The sequence below is a fragment of the Streptomyces sp. DH10 genome, assembly GCF_029813805.1.
Taxonomy (GTDB): Bacteria; Actinomycetota; Actinomycetes; order Streptomycetales; family Streptomycetaceae; genus Streptomyces; species Streptomyces coeruleofuscus.
This window is the reverse complement of the sequence record NZ_JARVKU010000004.1, coordinates 250,610-268,660: the sequence shown is the minus strand read 5'-3', so window position 1 is coordinate 268,660 and position 18,051 is coordinate 250,610. Positions and strand designations below refer to the sequence as shown.

The 18,051-nt window shown below is 71.1% G+C and carries 17 protein-coding genes; 16 read left to right on the top strand and 1 reads right to left on the bottom strand.

The features are described 5' to 3' along the window. Positions 1–5: 5 nt before the first annotated feature. The 16 genes from QC385_RS10680 to QC385_RS10605 all read left to right on the top strand — a co-directional run bounded on the left by QC385_RS10680 (position 6) and on the right by QC385_RS10605 (position 17,200). On the top strand, positions 6–878 hold the full coding sequence (locus QC385_RS10680) for a glycosyltransferase family 2 protein (RefSeq protein WP_279541243.1): 873 nt from the start codon (positions 6–8) through the stop codon (positions 876–878). A gap of 105 nt (positions 879–983) precedes the next feature. Continuing rightward, positions 984–1,913 (top strand): ABC transporter permease, encoded by a 930-nt coding sequence (locus QC385_RS10675; protein WP_279541021.1) that lies wholly within the window; start codon positions 984–986, stop codon positions 1,911–1,913. After that, positions 1,906–2,694, top strand: coding sequence for an ABC transporter ATP-binding protein (locus QC385_RS10670; RefSeq protein WP_279541020.1), 789 nt, complete (start codon positions 1,906–1,908; stop codon positions 2,692–2,694). The genes QC385_RS10675 and QC385_RS10670 overlap by 8 nt, the downstream gene beginning before the upstream one ends. Positions 2,695–3,053: 359 nt before the next feature. After that, positions 3,054–3,956, top strand: coding sequence for a squalene synthase HpnC (gene hpnC / locus QC385_RS10665; protein WP_279541019.1), 903 nt, complete (start codon positions 3,054–3,056; stop codon positions 3,954–3,956). Continuing rightward, entirely contained in the window at positions 3,953–4,903 is a 951-nt protein-coding gene (hpnD, locus tag QC385_RS10660; RefSeq protein WP_279541018.1) for a presqualene diphosphate synthase HpnD, read from the top strand. The genes hpnC and hpnD overlap by 4 nt, the downstream gene beginning before the upstream one ends. Continuing rightward, positions 4,900–5,457, top strand: a complete 558-nt coding sequence (locus QC385_RS10655) for a DUF6380 family protein (protein WP_279541017.1) — start codon at positions 4,900–4,902, stop codon at positions 5,455–5,457. The genes hpnD and QC385_RS10655 overlap by 4 nt, the downstream gene beginning before the upstream one ends. Beyond that, positions 5,454–6,866 (top strand): hydroxysqualene dehydroxylase HpnE, encoded by a 1,413-nt coding sequence (hpnE, locus tag QC385_RS10650; RefSeq protein ID WP_279541016.1) that lies wholly within the window; start codon positions 5,454–5,456, stop codon positions 6,864–6,866. The genes QC385_RS10655 and hpnE overlap by 4 nt, the downstream gene beginning before the upstream one ends. Beyond that, positions 6,863–7,996 (top strand): polyprenyl synthetase family protein, encoded by a 1,134-nt coding sequence (locus tag QC385_RS10645; RefSeq protein ID WP_279541015.1) that lies wholly within the window; start codon positions 6,863–6,865, stop codon positions 7,994–7,996. The genes hpnE and QC385_RS10645 overlap by 4 nt, the downstream gene beginning before the upstream one ends. Before the next feature lie 122 nt (positions 7,997–8,118). Continuing rightward, positions 8,119–10,191 (top strand): squalene--hopene cyclase, encoded by a 2,073-nt coding sequence (shc, locus tag QC385_RS10640; protein ID WP_279541014.1) that lies wholly within the window; start codon positions 8,119–8,121, stop codon positions 10,189–10,191. Beyond that, entirely contained in the window at positions 10,191–10,832 is a 642-nt protein-coding gene (locus tag QC385_RS10635; protein WP_279541013.1) for a phosphorylase family protein, read from the top strand. The genes shc and QC385_RS10635 overlap by 1 nt, the downstream gene beginning before the upstream one ends. A gap of 5 nt (positions 10,833–10,837) precedes the next feature. Beyond that, positions 10,838–11,860, top strand: coding sequence for an adenosyl-hopene transferase HpnH (gene hpnH, locus QC385_RS10630; RefSeq protein ID WP_086600136.1), 1,023 nt, complete (start codon positions 10,838–10,840; stop codon positions 11,858–11,860). Positions 11,861–11,864: 4 nt separating this feature from the next. Then, on the top strand, positions 11,865–13,022 hold the full coding sequence (gene ispG / locus QC385_RS10625; protein WP_279541012.1) for a flavodoxin-dependent (E)-4-hydroxy-3-methylbut-2-enyl-diphosphate synthase: 1,158 nt from the start codon (positions 11,865–11,867) through the stop codon (positions 13,020–13,022). Between the two features lie 28 nt (positions 13,023–13,050). Then, on the top strand, positions 13,051–14,946 hold the full coding sequence (gene dxs, locus QC385_RS10620) for a 1-deoxy-D-xylulose-5-phosphate synthase (RefSeq protein WP_279541011.1): 1,896 nt from the start codon (positions 13,051–13,053) through the stop codon (positions 14,944–14,946). Further along, entirely contained in the window at positions 14,943–16,358 is a 1,416-nt protein-coding gene (locus tag QC385_RS10615; protein ID WP_279541010.1) for an aspartate aminotransferase family protein, read from the top strand. Before dxs ends, QC385_RS10615 begins: the two co-directional genes overlap by 4 nt. Before the next feature lie 84 nt (positions 16,359–16,442). Then, on the top strand, positions 16,443–17,084 hold the full coding sequence (locus tag QC385_RS10610) for a helix-turn-helix domain-containing protein (protein WP_279541009.1): 642 nt from the start codon (positions 16,443–16,445) through the stop codon (positions 17,082–17,084). Continuing rightward, positions 17,081–17,200, top strand: a complete 120-nt coding sequence (locus QC385_RS10605) for a DUF6126 family protein (protein ID WP_086600141.1) — start codon at positions 17,081–17,083, stop codon at positions 17,198–17,200. The genes QC385_RS10610 and QC385_RS10605 overlap by 4 nt, the downstream gene beginning before the upstream one ends. Positions 17,201–17,209: 9 nt before the next feature. Here the strand turns inward: QC385_RS10605 and QC385_RS10600 are convergent, their stop codons facing one another. Next, positions 17,210–18,007 carry a tyrosine-protein phosphatase gene (locus QC385_RS10600; RefSeq protein WP_279541008.1) on the bottom strand — a complete coding sequence of 266 codons (798 nt, stop codon included), beginning with the start codon at positions 18,005–18,007 and terminating at the stop codon, positions 17,210–17,212. Positions 18,008–18,051 lie beyond the last annotated feature (44 nt).

The following is an 18,051-nucleotide window of genomic DNA, read 5'->3' as shown; positions in this document are numbered from 1 at the left end:
GCGGCATGAAGGTCGGCGCCGTCATCATCACCATGGGCAACCGCCCCGACGAGCTGCGCGCCCTGCTCGACTCGGTCGCCAAGCAGGACGGCGACCCGGTCGAGGTGGTCGTCGTCGGCAACGGCTCGCCCGTCCCGGACGTCCCCGAGGGCGTCCGCACGATCGAGCTGCCCGAGAACCTCGGCATACCCGGCGGGCGCAACGTCGGCATCGAGGCCTTCGGCCCGGCCGGCCGGGACGCCGACATCCTGCTGTTCCTCGACGACGACGGCCTGCTGGCCGGTCACGACACCGCCGAGCTGTGCCGGAAGGCCTTCGAGGCCGACCCGAAGCTCGGCATCATCAGCTTCCGCATAGCCGACCCGGACACCGGCGTCACCCAGCGCCGCCACGTCCCCCGGCTGCGCGCCGCCGACCCGATGCGCTCCTCCCGGGTCACCACCTTCCTCGGCGGCGCCAACGCCGTCCGCACCCGGGTCTTCGCCGACGTCGGTGGACTCCCGGACGAATTCTTCTACGCCCACGAGGAAACCGACCTGGCATGGCGGGCCCTCGACGCGGGCTGGATGATCGACTACCGGTCCGACATGGTGCTGTACCACCCGACGACCGCACCCTCGCGGCACGCGGTCTACCACCGCATGGTCGCCCGCAACCGCGTCTGGCTCGCCCGCCGCAACCTCCCCGCACCCCTCGTCCCCGTCTACCTCGGCGTGTGGCTGCTGCTCACCCTCGTACGCCGTCCCTCCCGCTCCGCCCTGCGGGCCTGGTTCGGCGGATTCCGCGAGGGCTGGACCAGCCCGTGCGGACGCCGCCGCCCCATGAAGTGGCGTACGGTGTGGCGGCTGACCCGACTGGGCCGGCCCCCCGTCATCTGACAAGCTCGTATCCGGAAGTATCCGGGAGCTCTCGGGCCGTACCCTGGCCCCCGGCTCATACCGGCCCGGACAGGCCGCGCATCTCGAAGACGAAAGTTTCCACTAGTGAGTGAGACAACGCACGACGCCACGGTCGCGGTGAGCGCGCCCGCGGCGCCCGACGAGGGACTCACGGCGAGGGAGCTCGCCGCCAAGTACGGGCTGAGCGTGAGCGGCGCCCGGCCGTCCCTCATCGAGTACGTCCGTCAGCTCTGGGGACGGCGGCACTTCATCATCGCCTTCTCCCAGGCGAAGCTGACCGCCCAGTACAGCCAGGCCAAGCTCGGCCAGCTGTGGCAGGTGGCCACACCGCTGCTGAACGCGGCCGTGTACTTCTTCATCTTCGGCCTGCTCCTGGAGGCCGACCGGGGCATGTCCCGCGAGGTGTACATCCCGTTCCTGGTCACGGGCGTCTTCGTGTTCACCTTCACGCAGAGCTCGGTGATGGCGGGCGTGCGCGCGATCTCCGGCAACCTCGGCCTGGTCCGCGCCCTGCACTTCCCGCGCGCCTCCCTGCCGATCTCCTTCGCGCTCCAGCAGCTCCAGCAGCTGCTGTTCTCGATGATCGTGCTGTTCGCCATCGCGGTCGGCTTCGGCCACTACCCGGACCTGTCCTGGCTGCTGATCGTGCCGGTGCTCGCCCTCCAGTTCTGCTTCAACACCGGCCTCGCGCTGATCATGGCCCGGGCGGGCGCCAAGACCCCGGACCTCGCGCAGCTGATGCCGTTCGTGATGCGGACGTGGATGTACGCCTCCGGCGTGATGTTCTCCATCCCGATCTTCCTCGAGGACAAGCCGGACTGGATCGCGAACGTCCTCCAGTGGAACCCGGCCGCGATCTACATGGACCTGATGCGCTTCGCCCTCATGAACGACTACGGCTCCGAGTACCTCCCCGACCACGTGTGGGCGGCCGCGGGCGGCTGGGCGGTGCTCTTCGCCCTGGGCGGCTTCGTGTACTTCTGGAAGGCGGAGGAGAGGTACGGCCGTGGCTGAGCAGACGCAGGACGAACGGATCCCCACCGTCGTCGCGGACGACCTGCACATCGTCTACCGCGTCAACGGCGCCAAGACCGGCAAGGGCAGCGCCACCGCCGCCCTCAGCCGCATCCTGAAGCGGGGCTCCGACGACGCGGCGCGGGGCGTGCGCAAGGTGCACGCCGTACGGGGCGTCTCCTTCGTGGCGTACCGGGGCGAGGCCATCGGCCTGATCGGCTCCAACGGCTCGGGCAAGTCGACCCTGCTGCGCGCCATCGCCGGTCTGCTCCCCGCCGAGCAGGGCAAGGTCTACACCGACGGCCAGCCCTCGCTGCTCGGCGTCAACGCGGCCCTGATGAACGACCTCACCGGCGAACGGAACGTCATATTGGGCGGGCTGGCCATGGGCATGTCCCGGGAGGAGATCAAGGAGCGCTACCAGGACATCGTCGACTTCTCCGGAATCAACGAGAAGGGCGACTTCATCACCCTGCCCATGCGCACCTACTCCTCCGGCATGGCGGCCCGTCTCCGCTTCTCCATCGCCGCCGCCAAGGACCACGACGTCCTGATGATCGACGAGGCCCTGGCCACCGGCGACCGCAAGTTCCAGAAGCGCTCCGAGGACCGCATCCGGGAGCTGCGCAAGGAAGCCGGCACCGTGTTTCTCGTCAGTCACAACAACAAGTCGATCCGCGACACCTGCAACCGCGTCCTGTGGCTGGAACGCGGTGAGCTGCGGATGGACGGCCCGACCGACGAGGTGCTCAAGGAGTACGAGAAGTTCACCGGAAAGTAGCCCGGTTCGGCCAGGGCCCCGACGGCACTGTTCCGGCGGGGCCCCGCGTCTGCAAAGGAAACGTCAACTCCGGCCCATCTCAGGAATCTTGGGGCCAATCGGTGTGTTCTCGTGATGTGCAGGACACCCTGACGAACCGTGATGCGTTGTACAACGTAAGCTGTACCGGTCCCGAAACACGGCAATCAGGGCAATAATGCGCGACACCGCTCGTCGGTCCACCGTGCGGACGGCTGGGCGGCGTGTCCGAAATAGTATGTATTGGGTCGGCAGTGTAGAACGGGAGATGTGACGGCAATGGCTACGGAAACTCCCCAGCTCCACGCAGCACGTGCCGTCCTCGAGCCGGGCAGCCGGCGGTGACGGGAACCGGCACGGCGCGCGCCCTCGATCCGGAGCGCGGCACGCTCGACAAGGCCGCGGGTGAGAACTTCCCCGTGGCCCCCTTCTTCTTGCCCCGGGCCTGGCGCACCGACCTCATGGCCGTCTACGGCTTCGCCCGTCTCGTCGACGACATCGGCGACGGCGACCTGACCCCCGGCGGCGCCGACGCCCGGCTGCTCGGCGTGTCCCCGCAGGAGGCCGAGGACCGGCTGGTGCTGCTGGACGCCTTCGAGGCCGACCTGCACAGGGTTTTCGACTCGACCCCGCGTCATCCCCTGCTGCGCCGCCTCCAGCCGACCGTCCGCCGCCGCTCCCTGACACCCGGGCCGTTCCTCGGCCTGATCGCCGCCAACCGCCAGGACCAGTTGGTCGGCCGGTACGAGACCTACGACGACCTCCTCGCCTACTGCGAGCTCTCCGCCAACCCGGTTGGCCGTCTCGTGCTCGCCGTCACCGGCACCTCGACGCCCGAGCGGATCCGCCGCTCCGACATGATCTGCACGGCCCTCCAGATCGTCGAGCACCTCCAGGACGTGGCCGAGGATCTCGGCCGCGACCGCGTTTACCTGCCCGCCGCCGACATGAAACGCTTTCACGTCCAGGAGGCGGACCTTGCCGCGGAATCCGCCGGAGCGTCGGTCCGTGCGCTGATTGCGTACGAAGCGCAAAGGGCCCTGGATCTCCTGAATGAAGGCGCCCCCCTGGTGGGTAGCGTCCACGGCAGGTTGAAGCTGCTGCTCGCAGGGTTCGTGGCGGGGGGAAGGGCGGCCGTCCGCGCCATCGCCGCCGCTGATTACGACGTACTTCCCGGCCCGCCCAAGCCCGGCAAGGTCCAGTTGCTGCGTGAGGTGGGCGTGACTCTGCGAGGAGAGGGGTGATCCGGACCGTGGAGTCGGAACCACACGCATCCCCGCCGGTACTCGCCGCCTACAGCTACTGCGAGGCCGTCACCGGGCGGCAGGCCCGTAACTTCGCCTACGGCATCCGGCTGCTGCCGACGCCCCAGCGCCGTGCGATGTCGGCGCTGTACGCGTTCTCGCGGCGGGTCGACGACATCGGCGACGGCGCGCTCGCCGACGACGTCAAGGTGGCCAGGCTGGAGGAGACCCGGACGCTGCTCAGCCGGATCCGCGAGGGAGGCGTGGCGGACGACGACATCGACCCGGTCGCCGTCGCCCTCACGCACGCCGCCGGGCACTTCCCGATCCCGCTCGGCGGCCTGGACGAGCTCATCGACGGCGTCCTGATGGACGTACGCGGCGAGACGTACGAGACCTGGGACGACCTGAAGGTCTACTGCCGCTGTGTGGCGGGGGCCATCGGGCGGCTCTCGCTCGGTGTGTTCGGCACGGAACCGGGGGCACGCGGTGTCGAGCGCGCGCCGGAGTACGCGGACACGCTCGGGCTGGCGCTTCAGCTCACCAACATCCTCAGAGACGTCCGCGAGGACGCCGTCGGCGGACGGACCTATCTGCCCGCCGACGACCTCGCCAAGTTCGGCTGCTCGGCCGGCTTCGGCGGGCCGCGGCCACCGGAGGGCTCCGACTTCGCGGGCCTCGTGCACTTCGAAGTGCGTCGGGCCCGCGCTCTTTTCGCCGAGGGGTACCGGCTGCTCCCCATGCTCGACCGGCGCAGCGGCGCGTGCGTCGCCGCCATGGCCGGCATCTACCGACGCCTCCTCGACCGCATCGAGCGCGACCCCGAGGCCGTGCTGCGCGGCCGCGTCTCCCTGCCCGGCCGGGAGAAGGCCTACGTCGCCGTGCGCGGTCTGTCCGGCCTCGACGCCCGCCATGTGACCCGACGAGCCGTCAGGAGGCGCGCGTGACGAACGAACCGGTCCAGGGGAATGCCCCCGGCGCCCGGGCTCACGCCCGCCACCAGACCGAGCAGGTGTCCTCCCTGGCCTGTCGCCGCAGGCGCGTCGCGGTCGTCGGCACCGGGTCAGGCGGTCCCACACGCGTGACCCCGTCAGCCGAGCGCCGCCACGACGTCCCGCAGGCCCGCTACGAGGCCGAGGCACTGTCCTCCTCGGTGCGCCGGCGGGGGAGCGCCCCGGTTTCCGGCGCCGGGCCGGGCGGTCCCGCCCGCGTCGCCCCGGCGGCCGAACGTGGCGACGACGTCCCGCAGGCCCGCCACGAGATCGGACCGGCGTTCTCCCTGGCCTGTCGCCGCAGGCGCGTCGCGGTCGTCGGCACCGGGTCAGGCGGTCCCACACGCGTGACTCCGGCGGCCGAGCGTGAGCACGACGCCCCACTCGCCCAAACCGTCGGAGACAAGCGGTGGGCAACCCTCCGGCGTGGGACGGCGTCCCCCACGGAGACGGTCGGTCGCGCACCGTTCGAGCTGGACGGCCGCCGCGCAGGGGAGGGCGCACGATGACCCACGGCACGGGATCCCGGGGACCGGTCGCGGACGGGCGGCACACCGTCGTGGTGGGCGGCGGCCTCGCCGGCGTCACCACGGCGCTCGCGCTCGCCGACGCCGGCGTGCGCGTCACCCTGCTGGAGGGCAGGCCGAGGCTCGGTGGCCTGGCCTTCTCCTTCCAGCGCGGCGAGCTGACCGTCGACAACGGACAGCACGTGTACCTGCGCTGCTGCACCGCCTACCGCTGGTTCCTCGACCGCATCGAGGGCGCGGCGCTGGCTCCGCTCCAGGACCGGCTCGACGTGCCCGTCCTGGACGTCGCGCGGCCCGCGGGGCGGCGCCTCGGCAGGCTGCGGCGCGACGCGCTGCCCGTGCCCCTGCACCTGGGCCGCAGCCTCGCCACCTATCCGCACCTGTCGCTCGCCGACCGCGCCAAGGTGGGCCGGGCCGCGCTCGCGCTCAAGGGGCTCGACCTCGCCGATCCGGCCCTGGACGCCCAGGACTTCGGCAGCTGGCTGGCCGCGCACGGCCAGTCGGAGCGCGCCATCGAAGCCCTGTGGGACCTGGTCGGGGTCGCCACCCTCAACGCGGTCGCGGGCGACGCGTCCCTGGGGCTCGCCGCGATGGTGTTCAAGACCGGTCTGCTCTCCGACCCGGGCGCGGCCGACATCGGCTGGGCGAGTGTCCCGCTCGGCGACCTGCACGACCGGCTGGCCCGCAAGGCGCTCGACTCCGCGGGCGTCCGCACCGAGGTCCGTACACGCGTCACCTCCGTCGCGCGCGACGGGAACGGCGGGTGGAGCGTCCAGGTTCCCGGCGAGACGCTTGAAGCGGACGCGGTGGTGCTCGCCGTACCGCAGCGCGAGGCGCACGACCTGCTGCCCGAGGGTGCCCTCGACGCGCCCGAGCGGCTCCTGGAGATCGGCACCGCGCCCATCCTCAACGTCCATGTGGTGTACGACCGCAAGGTGCTCGGCCGGCCGTTCTTCGCCGCCCTGGGCACCCCGGTGCAATGGGTCTTCGACCGGACCGAGGCGTCCGGGCTGCGCGAGGGGCAGTACCTCGCCCTGTCCCAGTCGGTGGCCCAGGACGAGATCGACGAGCCCGTGGCCGTGCTGCGCGAGCGGTACCTGCCCGAGCTGGAGCGGTTGCTGCCGCTGACCCGCGGCGCCGAAGTGAAGGACTTCTTCGTCACCCGGGAGCGCACCGCGACGTTCGCTCCCACCCCCGGCGTCGGGCGCCTCAGGCCCGGCGCCCGCACCAAGGCATCCGGCCTGTACCTGGCCGGAGCGTGGACCGCCACCGGGTGGCCCGCGACCATGGAGAGTGCGGTCCGCAGTGGTGTGAGCGCGGCGGACGCCGTGCTGGGCGCCCTGGGCCGGCCCCGCCCTCGCCACCTCTTCGAGTTCGAGGAGGCGGCGTGACGCTCGGACGGAGCGCGGCAGACGGCCCCCGCACCCCCGGTACCGCAACAAGAGGAGAGACTGTGCCCACTGTGCCCCCGGCCTCGAAGACTGCCGAGGCGGTGGACGTGACCGCGCTCCTGGAGCGCGGCCGGACCCTGGCCACTCCGGTACTGCGGGCGGCCATCGACCGCCTGGCACCTCCCATGGACACTGTTGCCGCCTACCACTTCGGATGGATCGACGCCCAGGGCCGGCCCGCGGTGGGGGACGGCGGCAAGGCCGTGCGCCCCGCCCTGGCGGTGCTGTCCGCCGAAGTCATGTCAGCCGCCCCCGAGACCGGCATCCCCGGCGCCGTCGCCGTGGAACTCGTCCACAACTTCTCCCTCCTCCACGACGACCTGATGGACGGCGACGAACAGCGCCGCCACCGCGACACGGTCTGGAAGGTGCACGGCCCCGCCCAGGCCATCCTGGTCGGCGACGCCCTGTTCGCCCTCGCCAACGAGGTGCTGCTCGAACTCGGCACCGTCGAGGCCGGCCGCGCCACCCGCCGTCTCACCACCGCCACCCGTGCCCTGATCGACGGTCAGGCCCAGGACATTTCCTACGAGCACCGTGACCGCGTCACCGTCGAGGAGTGCCTGGAGATGGAGGGCAACAAGACCGGCGCCCTGCTCGCCTGCGCCAGCTCCATCGGTGCCGTCCTCGGCGGCGCCGACGACCGCACCGCCGACACGCTGGAGAAGTACGGCTACCACCTGGGCCTCGCCTTCCAGGCCGTCGACGACCTCCTCGGCATCTGGGGCGACCCGGTCTCCACCGGCAAGCAGACCTGGAGCGACCTGCGCCAGCGCAAGAAGTCGCTGCCGGTCGTCGCCGCGCTCGCGGCGGGCGGATCCGCCTCCGAGCGGCTCGGCGAACTCCTCGCCGCCGACGCCAAGAGCAGCGACTTCGAGAACTTCTCCGAGGAGGAGTTCGCGGCCCGCGCCGCCCTCATCGAGGAGGCGGGCGGCCGCGAGTGGACCGCCGACGAGGCCCGCCGTCAGCACACCATCGCCATCGAAGCCCTCGACGCCGTCGACATGCCCGACCGGGTGCGGGAGCAGTTCACGGCACTCGCGGACTTCGTCGTCGTACGAAAGAGATGATCACTATCGGTCGAATAGCCCTCGCGTAGTCGCCGGCCGGTGCCGCGAGACACCACGGAGCACCGGCCGACGGCGGACCCACAGCAGCTGCACACCTTGCACCACTGCACGAAGGGGAAGCCATGACAGCGACGACCGACGGAAGCACCGGGGCCCTGCCACCCCGCGCCGCCGCGGCCAGCGAAACCGACACCGACACCCCCGTGGCGGCCGGGGTACGAGAAGCCGCCGCCCGCGCCGCACAGCGCGCCACGGACTTCCTGCTCTCGCGCCAGGACGCCCAGGGCTGGTGGAAGGGCGACCTCGAGACCAACGTCACGATGGACGCCGAGGACCTGCTGCTCCGTCAGTTCCTCGGCATCCTGGACGAGAAGACCACACAGGCCGCCGCGCTCTTCATCCGCGGCGAGCAGCGCGAGGACGGCACCTGGGCCACCTTCTACGGCGGCCCCGGCGAACTCTCCACCACCATCGAGGCCTACGTCGCCCTCCGCCTGGCCGGCGACGAGCCCGGCGCACCGCACATGGCGAAGGCCTCGGCCTGGATCCGCGAGCAGGGCGGCATCGCCGCCGCCCGGGTCTTCACCCGGATCTGGCTGGCCCTGTTCGGCTGGTGGAAGTGGGAGGACCTGCCCGAACTGCCTCCGGAGCTCATCTACTTCCCGAAGTGGATGCCGCTCAACATCTACGACTTCGGCTGCTGGGCGCGGCAGACCATCGTCCCGCTGACGATCGTCTCCGCGAAGCGGCCGGTACGCCCCGCGCCCTTCCCGCTGGACGAGCTGCACACCGACCCGGACCGTCCGAACCCGGCCGAGCCGCTCGCCCCGGCGTTCAGTTGGGACGGCGCCTTCCAGCGGATGGACAAGGGGCTGCACGCCCTGCGGAAGGCAGCGCCGCGCCGGCTGCGCAGAGCCGCGATGAACAGCGCCGCCCGCTGGATCATCGAGCGGCAGGAGAACGACGGCTGCTGGGGCGGCATCCAGCCTCCCGCCGTGTACTCGATCATCGCGCTGCACCTGCTCGGCTACGACCTCCAGCACCCCGTGATGCGCGAGGGACTCGCCTCGCTGGACCGGTTCGCCGTGTGGCGCGAGGACGGGGCCCGGATGATCGAGGCCTGCCAGTCACCGGTGTGGGACACCTGCCTGGCCGCGATCGCGCTCGTCGACGCCGGACTGCCCGCCGACCACCCGCAGCTGGTGAAGGCCGCGGACTGGATGCTGGGCGAGGAGATCCTCCGGCCCGGTGACTGGTCGGTGCAGAGACCCGGACTGCCGCCCGGGGGCTGGGCGTTCGAGTTCCACAACGACAACTACCCCGACATCGACGACACCGCCGAGGTGATCCTCGCGCTGCGCCGGATCGCCCACCACGACCCATTGCGCATGGACAAGGCCGTCGGGCGGGGCGTGCGCTGGACCCTCGGCATGCAGTCGAAGAACGGCGCGTGGGCCGCCTTCGACGTCGACAACACCAGCCCGTTCCCGAACCGGCTGCCGTTCTGCGACTTCGGCGAGGTCATCGACCCGCCCTCCGCCGACGTCACCGCCCACGTCGTCGAGATGCTCGCGGTGGAGGGGCTCGCCCACGACCCGCGCACCCGGCGCGGCATCCAGTGGCTGCTGGCCGAACAGGAACCCGACGGCTCGTGGTTCGGACGCTGGGGTGTCAACTACGTCTACGGCACCGGGTCCGTCGTACCCGCCCTGGTGGCCGCGGGCCTCCCCGCGGCGCACCCGGCGATCCGCCGGGCCGTGACCTGGCTGGAGTCGGTCCAGAACGACGACGGCGGCTGGGGTGAGGACCTGCGCTCCTACAAGTACGTCAGGGAGTGGAGCGGCAGGGGCGCCTCGACCGCCTCCCAGACGGCTTGGGCCCTGATGGCCCTGCTCGCGGCCGGGGAGCGGGACTCCAAGGCCGTCGAACGCGGCATCGAGTGGTTCGCCGCCACCCAGCGGGAGGACGGTTCCTGGGACGAGCCGTACTTCACGGGGACGGGTTTCCCGTGGGACTTCTCGATCAACTACCACCTCTACCGGCAGGTGTTCCCGCTCACCGCGCTCGGCCGGTACCTGCACGGGGAGCCCTTCGCCGACCGGCACCAGGGCGGCGGAGCTGCCGGGACGTCGCTCGCCGCGGCCAAGGGGAGCGGAGACACCGGAACGCCGCTCGCCGACGCCAAGGGGAGCTGATGAGCACACAGCCCGCTCCGGCCCCGCTGCTGATCGCCTGCGCGCTCGGCATCGAGCAGCTCGCCCTGCGCGCGGGTGACCGTGGCGGCGCCGGCGGGCCGGTCACCGTGCTGCGGACCGGTATGGGGCCGGCGGCGGCCGAGCGGTCCGTCACCCGGATGCTCGCCGACCCGGCCCTGCGCGACGCCGCCGTCCTCGCCACCGGCTTCTGCGCGGGGCTCGCGCCCGGCATGCACCCCGGTGACCTGGTCGTCGCCGAGGAGACCCGCGACCGGCGCGGTACGACCGCCTGCGTCGGGACCGACCTGCTGGTCAAGGAGCTGGGCCGCGCGGTGCCCGGGCGGACCGTGCACACCGGGCCGCTCACCGGCTCCGACCACGTCGTCCGCGGTCACGAACGGTCGGATCTGCGCGCGACCGGTGCGATCGCGGTCGACATGGAGTCGGCGGCCACGCTCCTGAGCGCCGTGCGCGCGGGCGAGCGCCCGGTTGCGGCCGTCCGGGTGGTCGTGGACGCTCCAGAACATGAACTCGTCCGGATCGGCACGGTGCGCGGTGGAATATCGGCTTTCCGTGTCCTTCGTTCCGTTCTTCCCGCATTCTTCGAATGGCACCGTTCCTTGCTGCTCCCCAGGAGGTGAGCCAGATGGCCATGCCGCTCCGACAGTCCATCAAGGTCGCTACATACTTGGCTGAACAGAAGCTCCGCCGGCGGGACAAGTTCCCGCTCATCGTGGAGCTGGAGCCGCTGTACGCCTGCAACCTCAAGTGCGAGGGGTGTGGCAAGATCCAGCACCCGGCCGGGGTGCTCAAGCAGCGGATGCCGGTCGCGCAGGCCGTGGGGGCCGTGCTGGAGTCCGGTGCCCCCATGGTGTCCATCGCCGGTGGCGAGCCGCTGATGCATCCGCAGATCGACGAGATCGTGCGTCAGCTGGTGGCCAAGCGGAAGTACGTTTTCCTGTGCACCAACGCCCTGCTGCTGCGCAAGAAGATGGACAAGTTCAAGCCCTCCCCCTACTTCGCCTTCGCGGTGCACATCGACGGGCTGCGCGAGCGGCACGACGAGTCGGTGGCGAAGGAGGGCGTGTTCGACGAGGCGGTCGAGGCCATCAAGGAGGCCAAGCGGCAGGGCTTCCGGGTGACCACCAACTCGACCTTCTTCAACACCGACACCCCGCAGACCATCATCGAGGTGCTGAACTTCCTCAACGACGACCTCAAGGTCGACGAGATGATGATCTCGCCCGCCTACGCCTACGAGAAGGCCCCCGACCAGGAGCACTTCCTGGGCGTGGAGCAGACCCGAGAGCTGTTCAAGAAGGCCTTCGCGGGCGGCAACCGGCGCCGTTGGCGGCTCAACCACTCCCCGCTCTTCCTGGACTTCCTGGAGGGCAAGGTCGACTTCCCGTGCACCGCCTGGGCGATCCCTAACTACTCGCTGTTCGGCTGGCAGCGCCCCTGCTACCTGATGAGCGACGGGTATGTGCCGACGTACCGGGAGCTGGTCGAGGACACCGACTGGGACAAGTACGGCCGCGGCAAGGACCCGCGGTGCGCCAACTGCATGGCGCACTGCGGCTACGAGCCCACCGCCGTCCTCGCCACCATGGGATCGCTGAAGGAGTCCCTGCGCGCCATGCGCGAGACGGTCTCCGGAAACCGGGAGTGACACTATGACCGCCATCTCGCTGGGCGTTCCCGAGGTACCGGTCCGGCCGATCGCGGAGCGGCGCGTCTCGCGCCGGATCCAGGTCGGTCCGGTGGCGGTCGGGGGCGGGGCCCCGGTGTCGGTGCAGTCGATGACCACGACCCGTACCTCGGACATCGGCGCCACCTTGCAGCAGATCGCCGAACTCACCGCGTCAGGCTGCCAGATCGTCCGGGTCGCCTGCCCCACGCAGGACGACGCGGACGCGCTCGCGACCATCGCGCGCAAGTCGCAGATCCCGGTGATCGCGGACATCCACTTCCAGCCGAAGTACGTGTTCGCGGCGATCGAGGCGGGCTGCGCGGCGGTCCGCGTCAACCCCGGCAACATCAAGCAGTTCGACGACCGGGTCAAGGAGATCGCGCAGGCCGCCAAGGACCACGGCACTCCGATCCGGATCGGCGTCAACGCCGGGTCGCTGGACCGGCGGCTGCTCCAGAAGCACGGCAAGGCGACCCCCGAGGCGCTCGTGGAGAGCGCGCTGTGGGAGGCGTCCCTGTTCGAGGAGCACGACTTCCGGGACATCAAGATCTCCGTCAAGCACAACGACCCGGTCGTGATGATCGAGGCGTACCGGCAGCTCGCCGAGCAGTGCGACTACCCGCTGCACCTCGGTGTGACGGAGGCGGGCCCGGCCTTCCAGGGCACGATCAAGTCGGCGGTGGCCTTCGGCGCGCTGCTGTCGCGGGGCATCGGCGACACGATCCGGGTGTCGCTGTCGGCGCCGCCGGCCGAGGAGGTCAAGGTCGGCATCCAGATCCTTGAGTCCCTCGGGTTGCGGCAGCGCAGGCTGGAGATCGTCTCCTGCCCGTCCTGCGGGCGCGCCCAGGTCGACGTCTACAAGCTCGCCGACGAGGTCACGGCCGGACTCGAAGGCATGGAAGTGGCGTTGCGGGTCGCCGTCATGGGGTGTGTGGTCAACGGACCCGGCGAGGCGCGGGAGGCCGATCTGGGGGTGGCCTCCGGCAACGGCAAGGGGCAGATCTTCGTCAAGGGCGAGGTCATCAAGACCGTTCCCGAGTCGAAGATCGTCGAGACGCTGATCGAAGAGGCGATGAAGCTCGCCGAGCAGATGGAGCAGGACGGCGTGGGGTCGGGGGAGCCGGCCGTCACCGTGAGCTGAACAGCACGGAACCGAAGGGGGCCCGACCGTGACGATTCTGGAGACCATCCGGGGACCACGCGACCTGAAGGCGCTGTCCGAGGCGGAACTCGGCGAACTGTCCGACGAGATCAGGGAGTTCCTGGTGCACGCGGTCGCCAGGACCGGAGGTCACCTGGGGCCCAACCTGGGGGTGGTGGAGCTCACCGTCGCCCTGCACCGGGTCTTCGAGTCGCCGGTCGACCGCATCCTGTGGGACACCGGCCACCAGAGCTACGTCCACAAGCTGCTGACCGGACGCCAGGACTTCTCCAAGCTGCGCGGCAAGGGCGGCCTGTCCGGCTACCCCTCGCGCGAGGAGTCCGAGCACGACGTCATCGAGAACAGCCACGCCTCCACGGCGCTCGGCTGGGCCGACGGGCTCGCCAAGGCCCGCCAGGTGCAGGGGGAGAAGGGCCATGTCGTCGCGGTCATCGGCGACGGCGCCCTGACCGGCGGCATGGCCTGGGAGGCGCTGAACAACATCGCGGCCGCCAAGAACCGCCCGCTGATCATCGTCGTCAACGACAACGAACGCTCCTACGCCCCCACCATCGGCGGCCTCGCCAACCACCTCGCGACCCTGCGCACGACCGACAGCTACGAGAAGGTGCTGGCCTGGGGCAAGGACGTGCTCCAGGGCACGCCCCTGGTCGGCAACACCCTCTACGAGGCCCTGCACGGCGCGAAGAAGGGCTTCAAGGACGCGTTCGCCCCGCAAGGTCTGTTCGAGGATCTGGGCCTGAAATACGTGGGCCCGATCGACGGGCACGACATCGGGGCCGTGGAGTCCGCCCTGCGGCGTGCGAAGCGCTTCCACGGTCCGGTCCTCGTCCACTGCCTCACGGAGAAGGGCCGCGGCTACGAACCCGCCCTCGCCCACGAGGAGGACCACTTCCACACCGTCGGCGTCATGGACCCGCTGACCTGCGCGCCGCTGTCTCCGGCGGGCGGCCCCTCCTGGACCTCCGTGTTCGGCGACGAGATCGTCAGGATCGGCGAGGAGCGGGACGACGTGGTCGCGATAACCGCCGCCATGCTCCACCCGGTCGGCCTGGGCAGGTTCGCCGAACGGTTCCCGGACCGGGTGTGGGACGTCGGCATCGCCGAGCAGCACGCGGCCGTGTCCGCGGCGGGCCTGGCGACGGGCGGCCTGCACCCGGTCGTCGCCGTCTACGCCACCTTCCTCAACCGCGCCTTCGACCAGCTCCTGATGGACGTGGCCCTGCACCGCTGCGGGGTGACCTTCGTGCTGGACCGGGCCGGTGTCACCGGCGTCGACGGGGCCTCGCACAACGGCATGTGGGACCTGTCCGTCCTCCAGGTCGTGCCGGGCCTGAGGATCGCCGCGCCGCGCGACGCCGACCAGTTGCGTGCCCAGCTGCGTGAGGCGGTGGCCGTGGACGACGCGCCGACGCTGCTGCGCTTCCCGAAGGAGTCCGTCGGCCCGTCGATCCCGGCGGTCGACCGGGTGGGCGGACTGGACGTGCTGCACCGCGCCGACCGAGCGGAGGTGCTTGTGGTCGCGGTCGGTGTCATGGCGCCGGTGTGCCTCCAGGCGGCGGAGCTGCTCGAAGCCCGCGGCATCGGCTGCACCGTCGTCGACCCCCGCTGGGTCAAGCCGGTCGATCCGGCCCTCCCGGGCCTCGCCTCCGAACACCGCCTGGTCGCCGTCGTCGAGGACAACAGCCGGGCGGCCGGAGTCGGCTCGGCCGTGGCGCTGGCCCTGGGCGATGCCGAAGTCGACGTCCCGGTACGGCGCTTCGGGATCCCGGAGCAGTTCCTCGCGCACGCCAAGCGCGGGGAGGTGCTCGCCGACATCGGCCTGACACCCGTCGAGGTCGCCGGGCGGATCAGCGCGAGCCTGACCGTGAAGGAAGAGCTGTCCAAGGAGCCACAGGAATGACAACCGCCGAGTCCGCGTCGGAGTCGTCGCAGGCCGGGGCGTTCGACCTCGGCGCGCTGCTGGCCGAACGCGGAGCCGAGCGCTACGAGCTGCACACCCGGTACCTCAACCACCAGCTCCCGCGCATGCTGCACACCATCGGCTTCGACAAGGTCTACGAGCGCGCCGAGGGCGCCTACTTCTACGACGCGGACGGCAACGACTACCTGGACATGCTCGCCGGCTTCGGGGTGATGGGGCTCGGCCGCCACCACACCGTGGTGCGCAAGGCGCTGCACGACGTCCTGGACGCCCGGCTCGCCGACCTCACCCGGTTCGACTGCCAGCCGCTGCCCGGTCTGCTGGCCGAGAAGCTGCTCGCGCACAGCCCGCACCTGGACCGGGTGTTCTTCGGCAACAGCGGCACGGAGGCGGTCGAGGGCGCCCTGAAGTTCGCCCGGTTCGTGACCGGCAGGCCCAGGGTTCTGTACTGCGCGCACGCCTTCCACGGCCTGACCACCGGCGCCCTCTCCGTGAACGGGGAGTCCGGTTTCCGCGACGGCTTCGCCCCGCTGCTGCCGGACACGGCCGTGCCGCTCGGCGACCTCGACGCGCTGGAGCGGGAGTTGAGGAAGGGCGACGTCGCCGCCCTGATCGTCGAGCCCATCCAGGGCAAGGGCGTGCTGGAGTCCCCGCCCGGCTATCTGCGGGCCGCCCAGGAACTGCTGCACCGGCACAAGGCGCTGCTGATCGCCGACGAGGTGCAGACGGGCCTCGGCCGCACCGGCGACTTCTACGCCTACCAGCACGAGGAGGGCGTGGAGCCCGACCTGGTGTGCGTGGCCAAGGCGCTCTCCGGCGGCTATGTACCGGTGGGAGCGACGCTCGGCAAGGACTGGATCTTCAAGAAGGTCTACTCGTCGATGGACCGGGTGCTGGTCCACTCGGCGAGCTTCGGGTCCAACGCGCAGGCCATGGCGGCGGGTCTGGCGGTGCTGTCGGTGATGGAGAACGAGCAGATCGTCGCGGGCGTCCGCGCCACCGGGGAACAGCTCAGATCCCGGCTCGCGGCGCTGACGGACAAGTACGAGATGCTCGCGGACGTCCGCGGCCGGGGCCTGATGATCGGCATCGAGTTCGGCCGGCCGAAGTCGCTGAAGCTGCGCAGCCGCTGGGCCGTGCTCCAGGCCGCGCGCAAGGGACTGTTCGCGCAGATGGTCGTCGTACCGCTGCTCCAGAAGCACCGGATCCTCACCCAGGTCTCCGGCGACCACATGGAGGTGATCAAGCTGATCCCGCCGTTGATCATCGGCGAGCGGGAGGTGGACCGGTTCGTCGACGCCTTCACGGCCGTGATGGACGACGCGCATGACGGCGGGCTCGTCTGGGACTTCGGGAAGACGCTGGTCAAGCAGGCGGTGGCCAACCGGTAGCGCCTGCCCCGGACGGGGACGACCGACTTTTGCCTCAGAGGCAAGAAATTTGCCGCTGAGGCAAGGCTCCGGCTGAATGGAGGCATGAGCTCCTCCGAGACCGGGCGGCCGGGGGCCGACCCGTCGGCTGACCAGGCGGCCGGTGCGCTGCCCGCCGTCGCACCGCAGCTGCGCGCACTGCGGCGCCGGGCCTCCCTGACCCTGGAAGCCGCGGCCCGCGCCGCCGGGCTGTCGCCCGCCCACCTCTCCCGCCTGGAGACCGGGCAACGCCAGCCCTCCCTGCCGATGCTCCTCGCGCTCGCCCGCATCTACGGTACGACGGTCTCCGAGCTGCTCGGCGAGACGGTCGCCGACCGGGACGCCGTCGTCCGCGCCGCCGCCATGGAACCGACCGCGGCGGGCGGCTGGACGTACTGGCAGGCGGGCGCCTCCGGCCGCGGGATGCAGGCCCTGCGCGTCCACGTCCCCCACGGCTCCCAGGGCGACATCGTGCGCGTCCACCCCGGCGAGGAGTGGCTCCACGTGCTCCGGGGACGGCTGCGGCTGAGCCTCGGCGACACCACGCACCAGCTCGCACCCGGCGACAGCGCGCACTTCGACTCGCTGACCCCGCACCGGATCGCCGCCCAGGACCCGGACGGCGTCGAACTGCTCTTCGTCCACACCCTCTTGCAGAGCCCCACGGCCGCCCTGTGCCTGGGCCCCACCCCTGGAGACATGCCATGAAGGACATGGAGGAGAAGTTCCCCCGCGCGCTGTGGGTGCGGTTGTTCGTCTACCTCGTGGTGGGGCACATCTTCGCCGCGTTCGTCTACTTCCTGTTCGAGGCGGGGGCCCGTTAGCCGTGTTCCTCAGTCGAGCAGTCGCTCGCGCAGCCGCTCCCGGGTCTCCGGGGTGAGCCCGAGCCCCTTCTCCAGATAGGAGTCGACGCCTCCCCAGGTCGCCTCGATGGTGTCGAAGGCCGCCGCCAGGTACTCGGCGCGCGCGTCGAACAGGGGGCTGAGCAGCTCCATGACCTCGGGGGAGTAGGCCGAGGCGGCGGAGCTGCTGCGGTGCACCTTGTAGCGGCGGTGCTTGGCGTTGGACTTCAGGTAGTCGTCGACGATCGCCTCGCGCTCGACGCCCAGAGCGAGCAGCGTCACGGCGATGGACAGACCCGCGCGGTCCTTGCCCGCCGCGCAGTGCATCAGGGCGGGGACGCTGTCCTCGGCGAGCGCGTGCAGCACCCGGGAGTGCTCGGCCGTGCGGGTCCGGATGATCATGCGGTACGAGGCGATCATCCGGTCCGCGCCCTTGCCGTCCGAGAGGATCGCGCGCAGCTGGTCCAGGTCGCCGTCGCGGACCATCCGCCAGAACTCGGCGCCGTCGGCCGGGTCGCTCAGCGGCAGGTTCACATTGCGCACGCCCGGAAGCTCGACGTCCGGCCCCTCGAGCTTCTGGTCGGCGGCGTTGCGGAAGTCGAAGATCGTGTGCAGGCCCAGGGTGGTCAGGAAGGCGGCGTCGTCACCGGTCGCGTGCGCGAGGTGGCCGCTGCGGAACAGCACTCCCTGCCGCACCCGCCGTCCGTCCACGGTCGGCAGTCCGCCCACATCACGGAAGTTGCGCACTCCGGCCAGCTCGGGCTCGGTCGACGGGACCTGCTGTGTCACGAGGGCTCCTCCCCTTCGGCGCCGCCGGCGCGGCTCGTCGACGG

Excerpts from the sequence above, each read along its gene's own strand:
- QC385_RS10680 (WP_279541243.1), top strand. The coding sequence starts at position 6 with ATGAAGGTCGGCGCCGTCATCATCACCATGGGCAACCGCCCCGACGAG.
- hpnE (WP_279541016.1), top strand. The coding sequence starts at position 5,454 with ATGACCCACGGCACGGGATCCCGGGGACCGGTCGCGGACGGGCGGCAC.
- shc (WP_279541014.1), top strand. The coding sequence starts at position 8,119 with ATGACAGCGACGACCGACGGAAGCACCGGGGCCCTGCCACCCCGCGCC.
- QC385_RS10635 (WP_279541013.1), top strand. The coding sequence starts at position 10,191 with ATGAGCACACAGCCCGCTCCGGCCCCGCTGCTGATCGCCTGCGCGCTC.
- hpnH (WP_086600136.1), top strand. The coding sequence starts at position 10,838 with ATGGCCATGCCGCTCCGACAGTCCATCAAGGTCGCTACATACTTGGCT.
- ispG (WP_279541012.1), top strand. The coding sequence starts at position 11,865 with ATGACCGCCATCTCGCTGGGCGTTCCCGAGGTACCGGTCCGGCCGATC.
- QC385_RS10615 (WP_279541010.1), top strand. The coding sequence starts at position 14,943 with ATGACAACCGCCGAGTCCGCGTCGGAGTCGTCGCAGGCCGGGGCGTTC.
- QC385_RS10610 (WP_279541009.1), top strand. The coding sequence starts at position 16,443 with ATGAGCTCCTCCGAGACCGGGCGGCCGGGGGCCGACCCGTCGGCTGAC.
- QC385_RS10605 (WP_086600141.1), top strand. The coding sequence starts at position 17,081 with ATGAAGGACATGGAGGAGAAGTTCCCCCGCGCGCTGTGGGTGCGGTTG.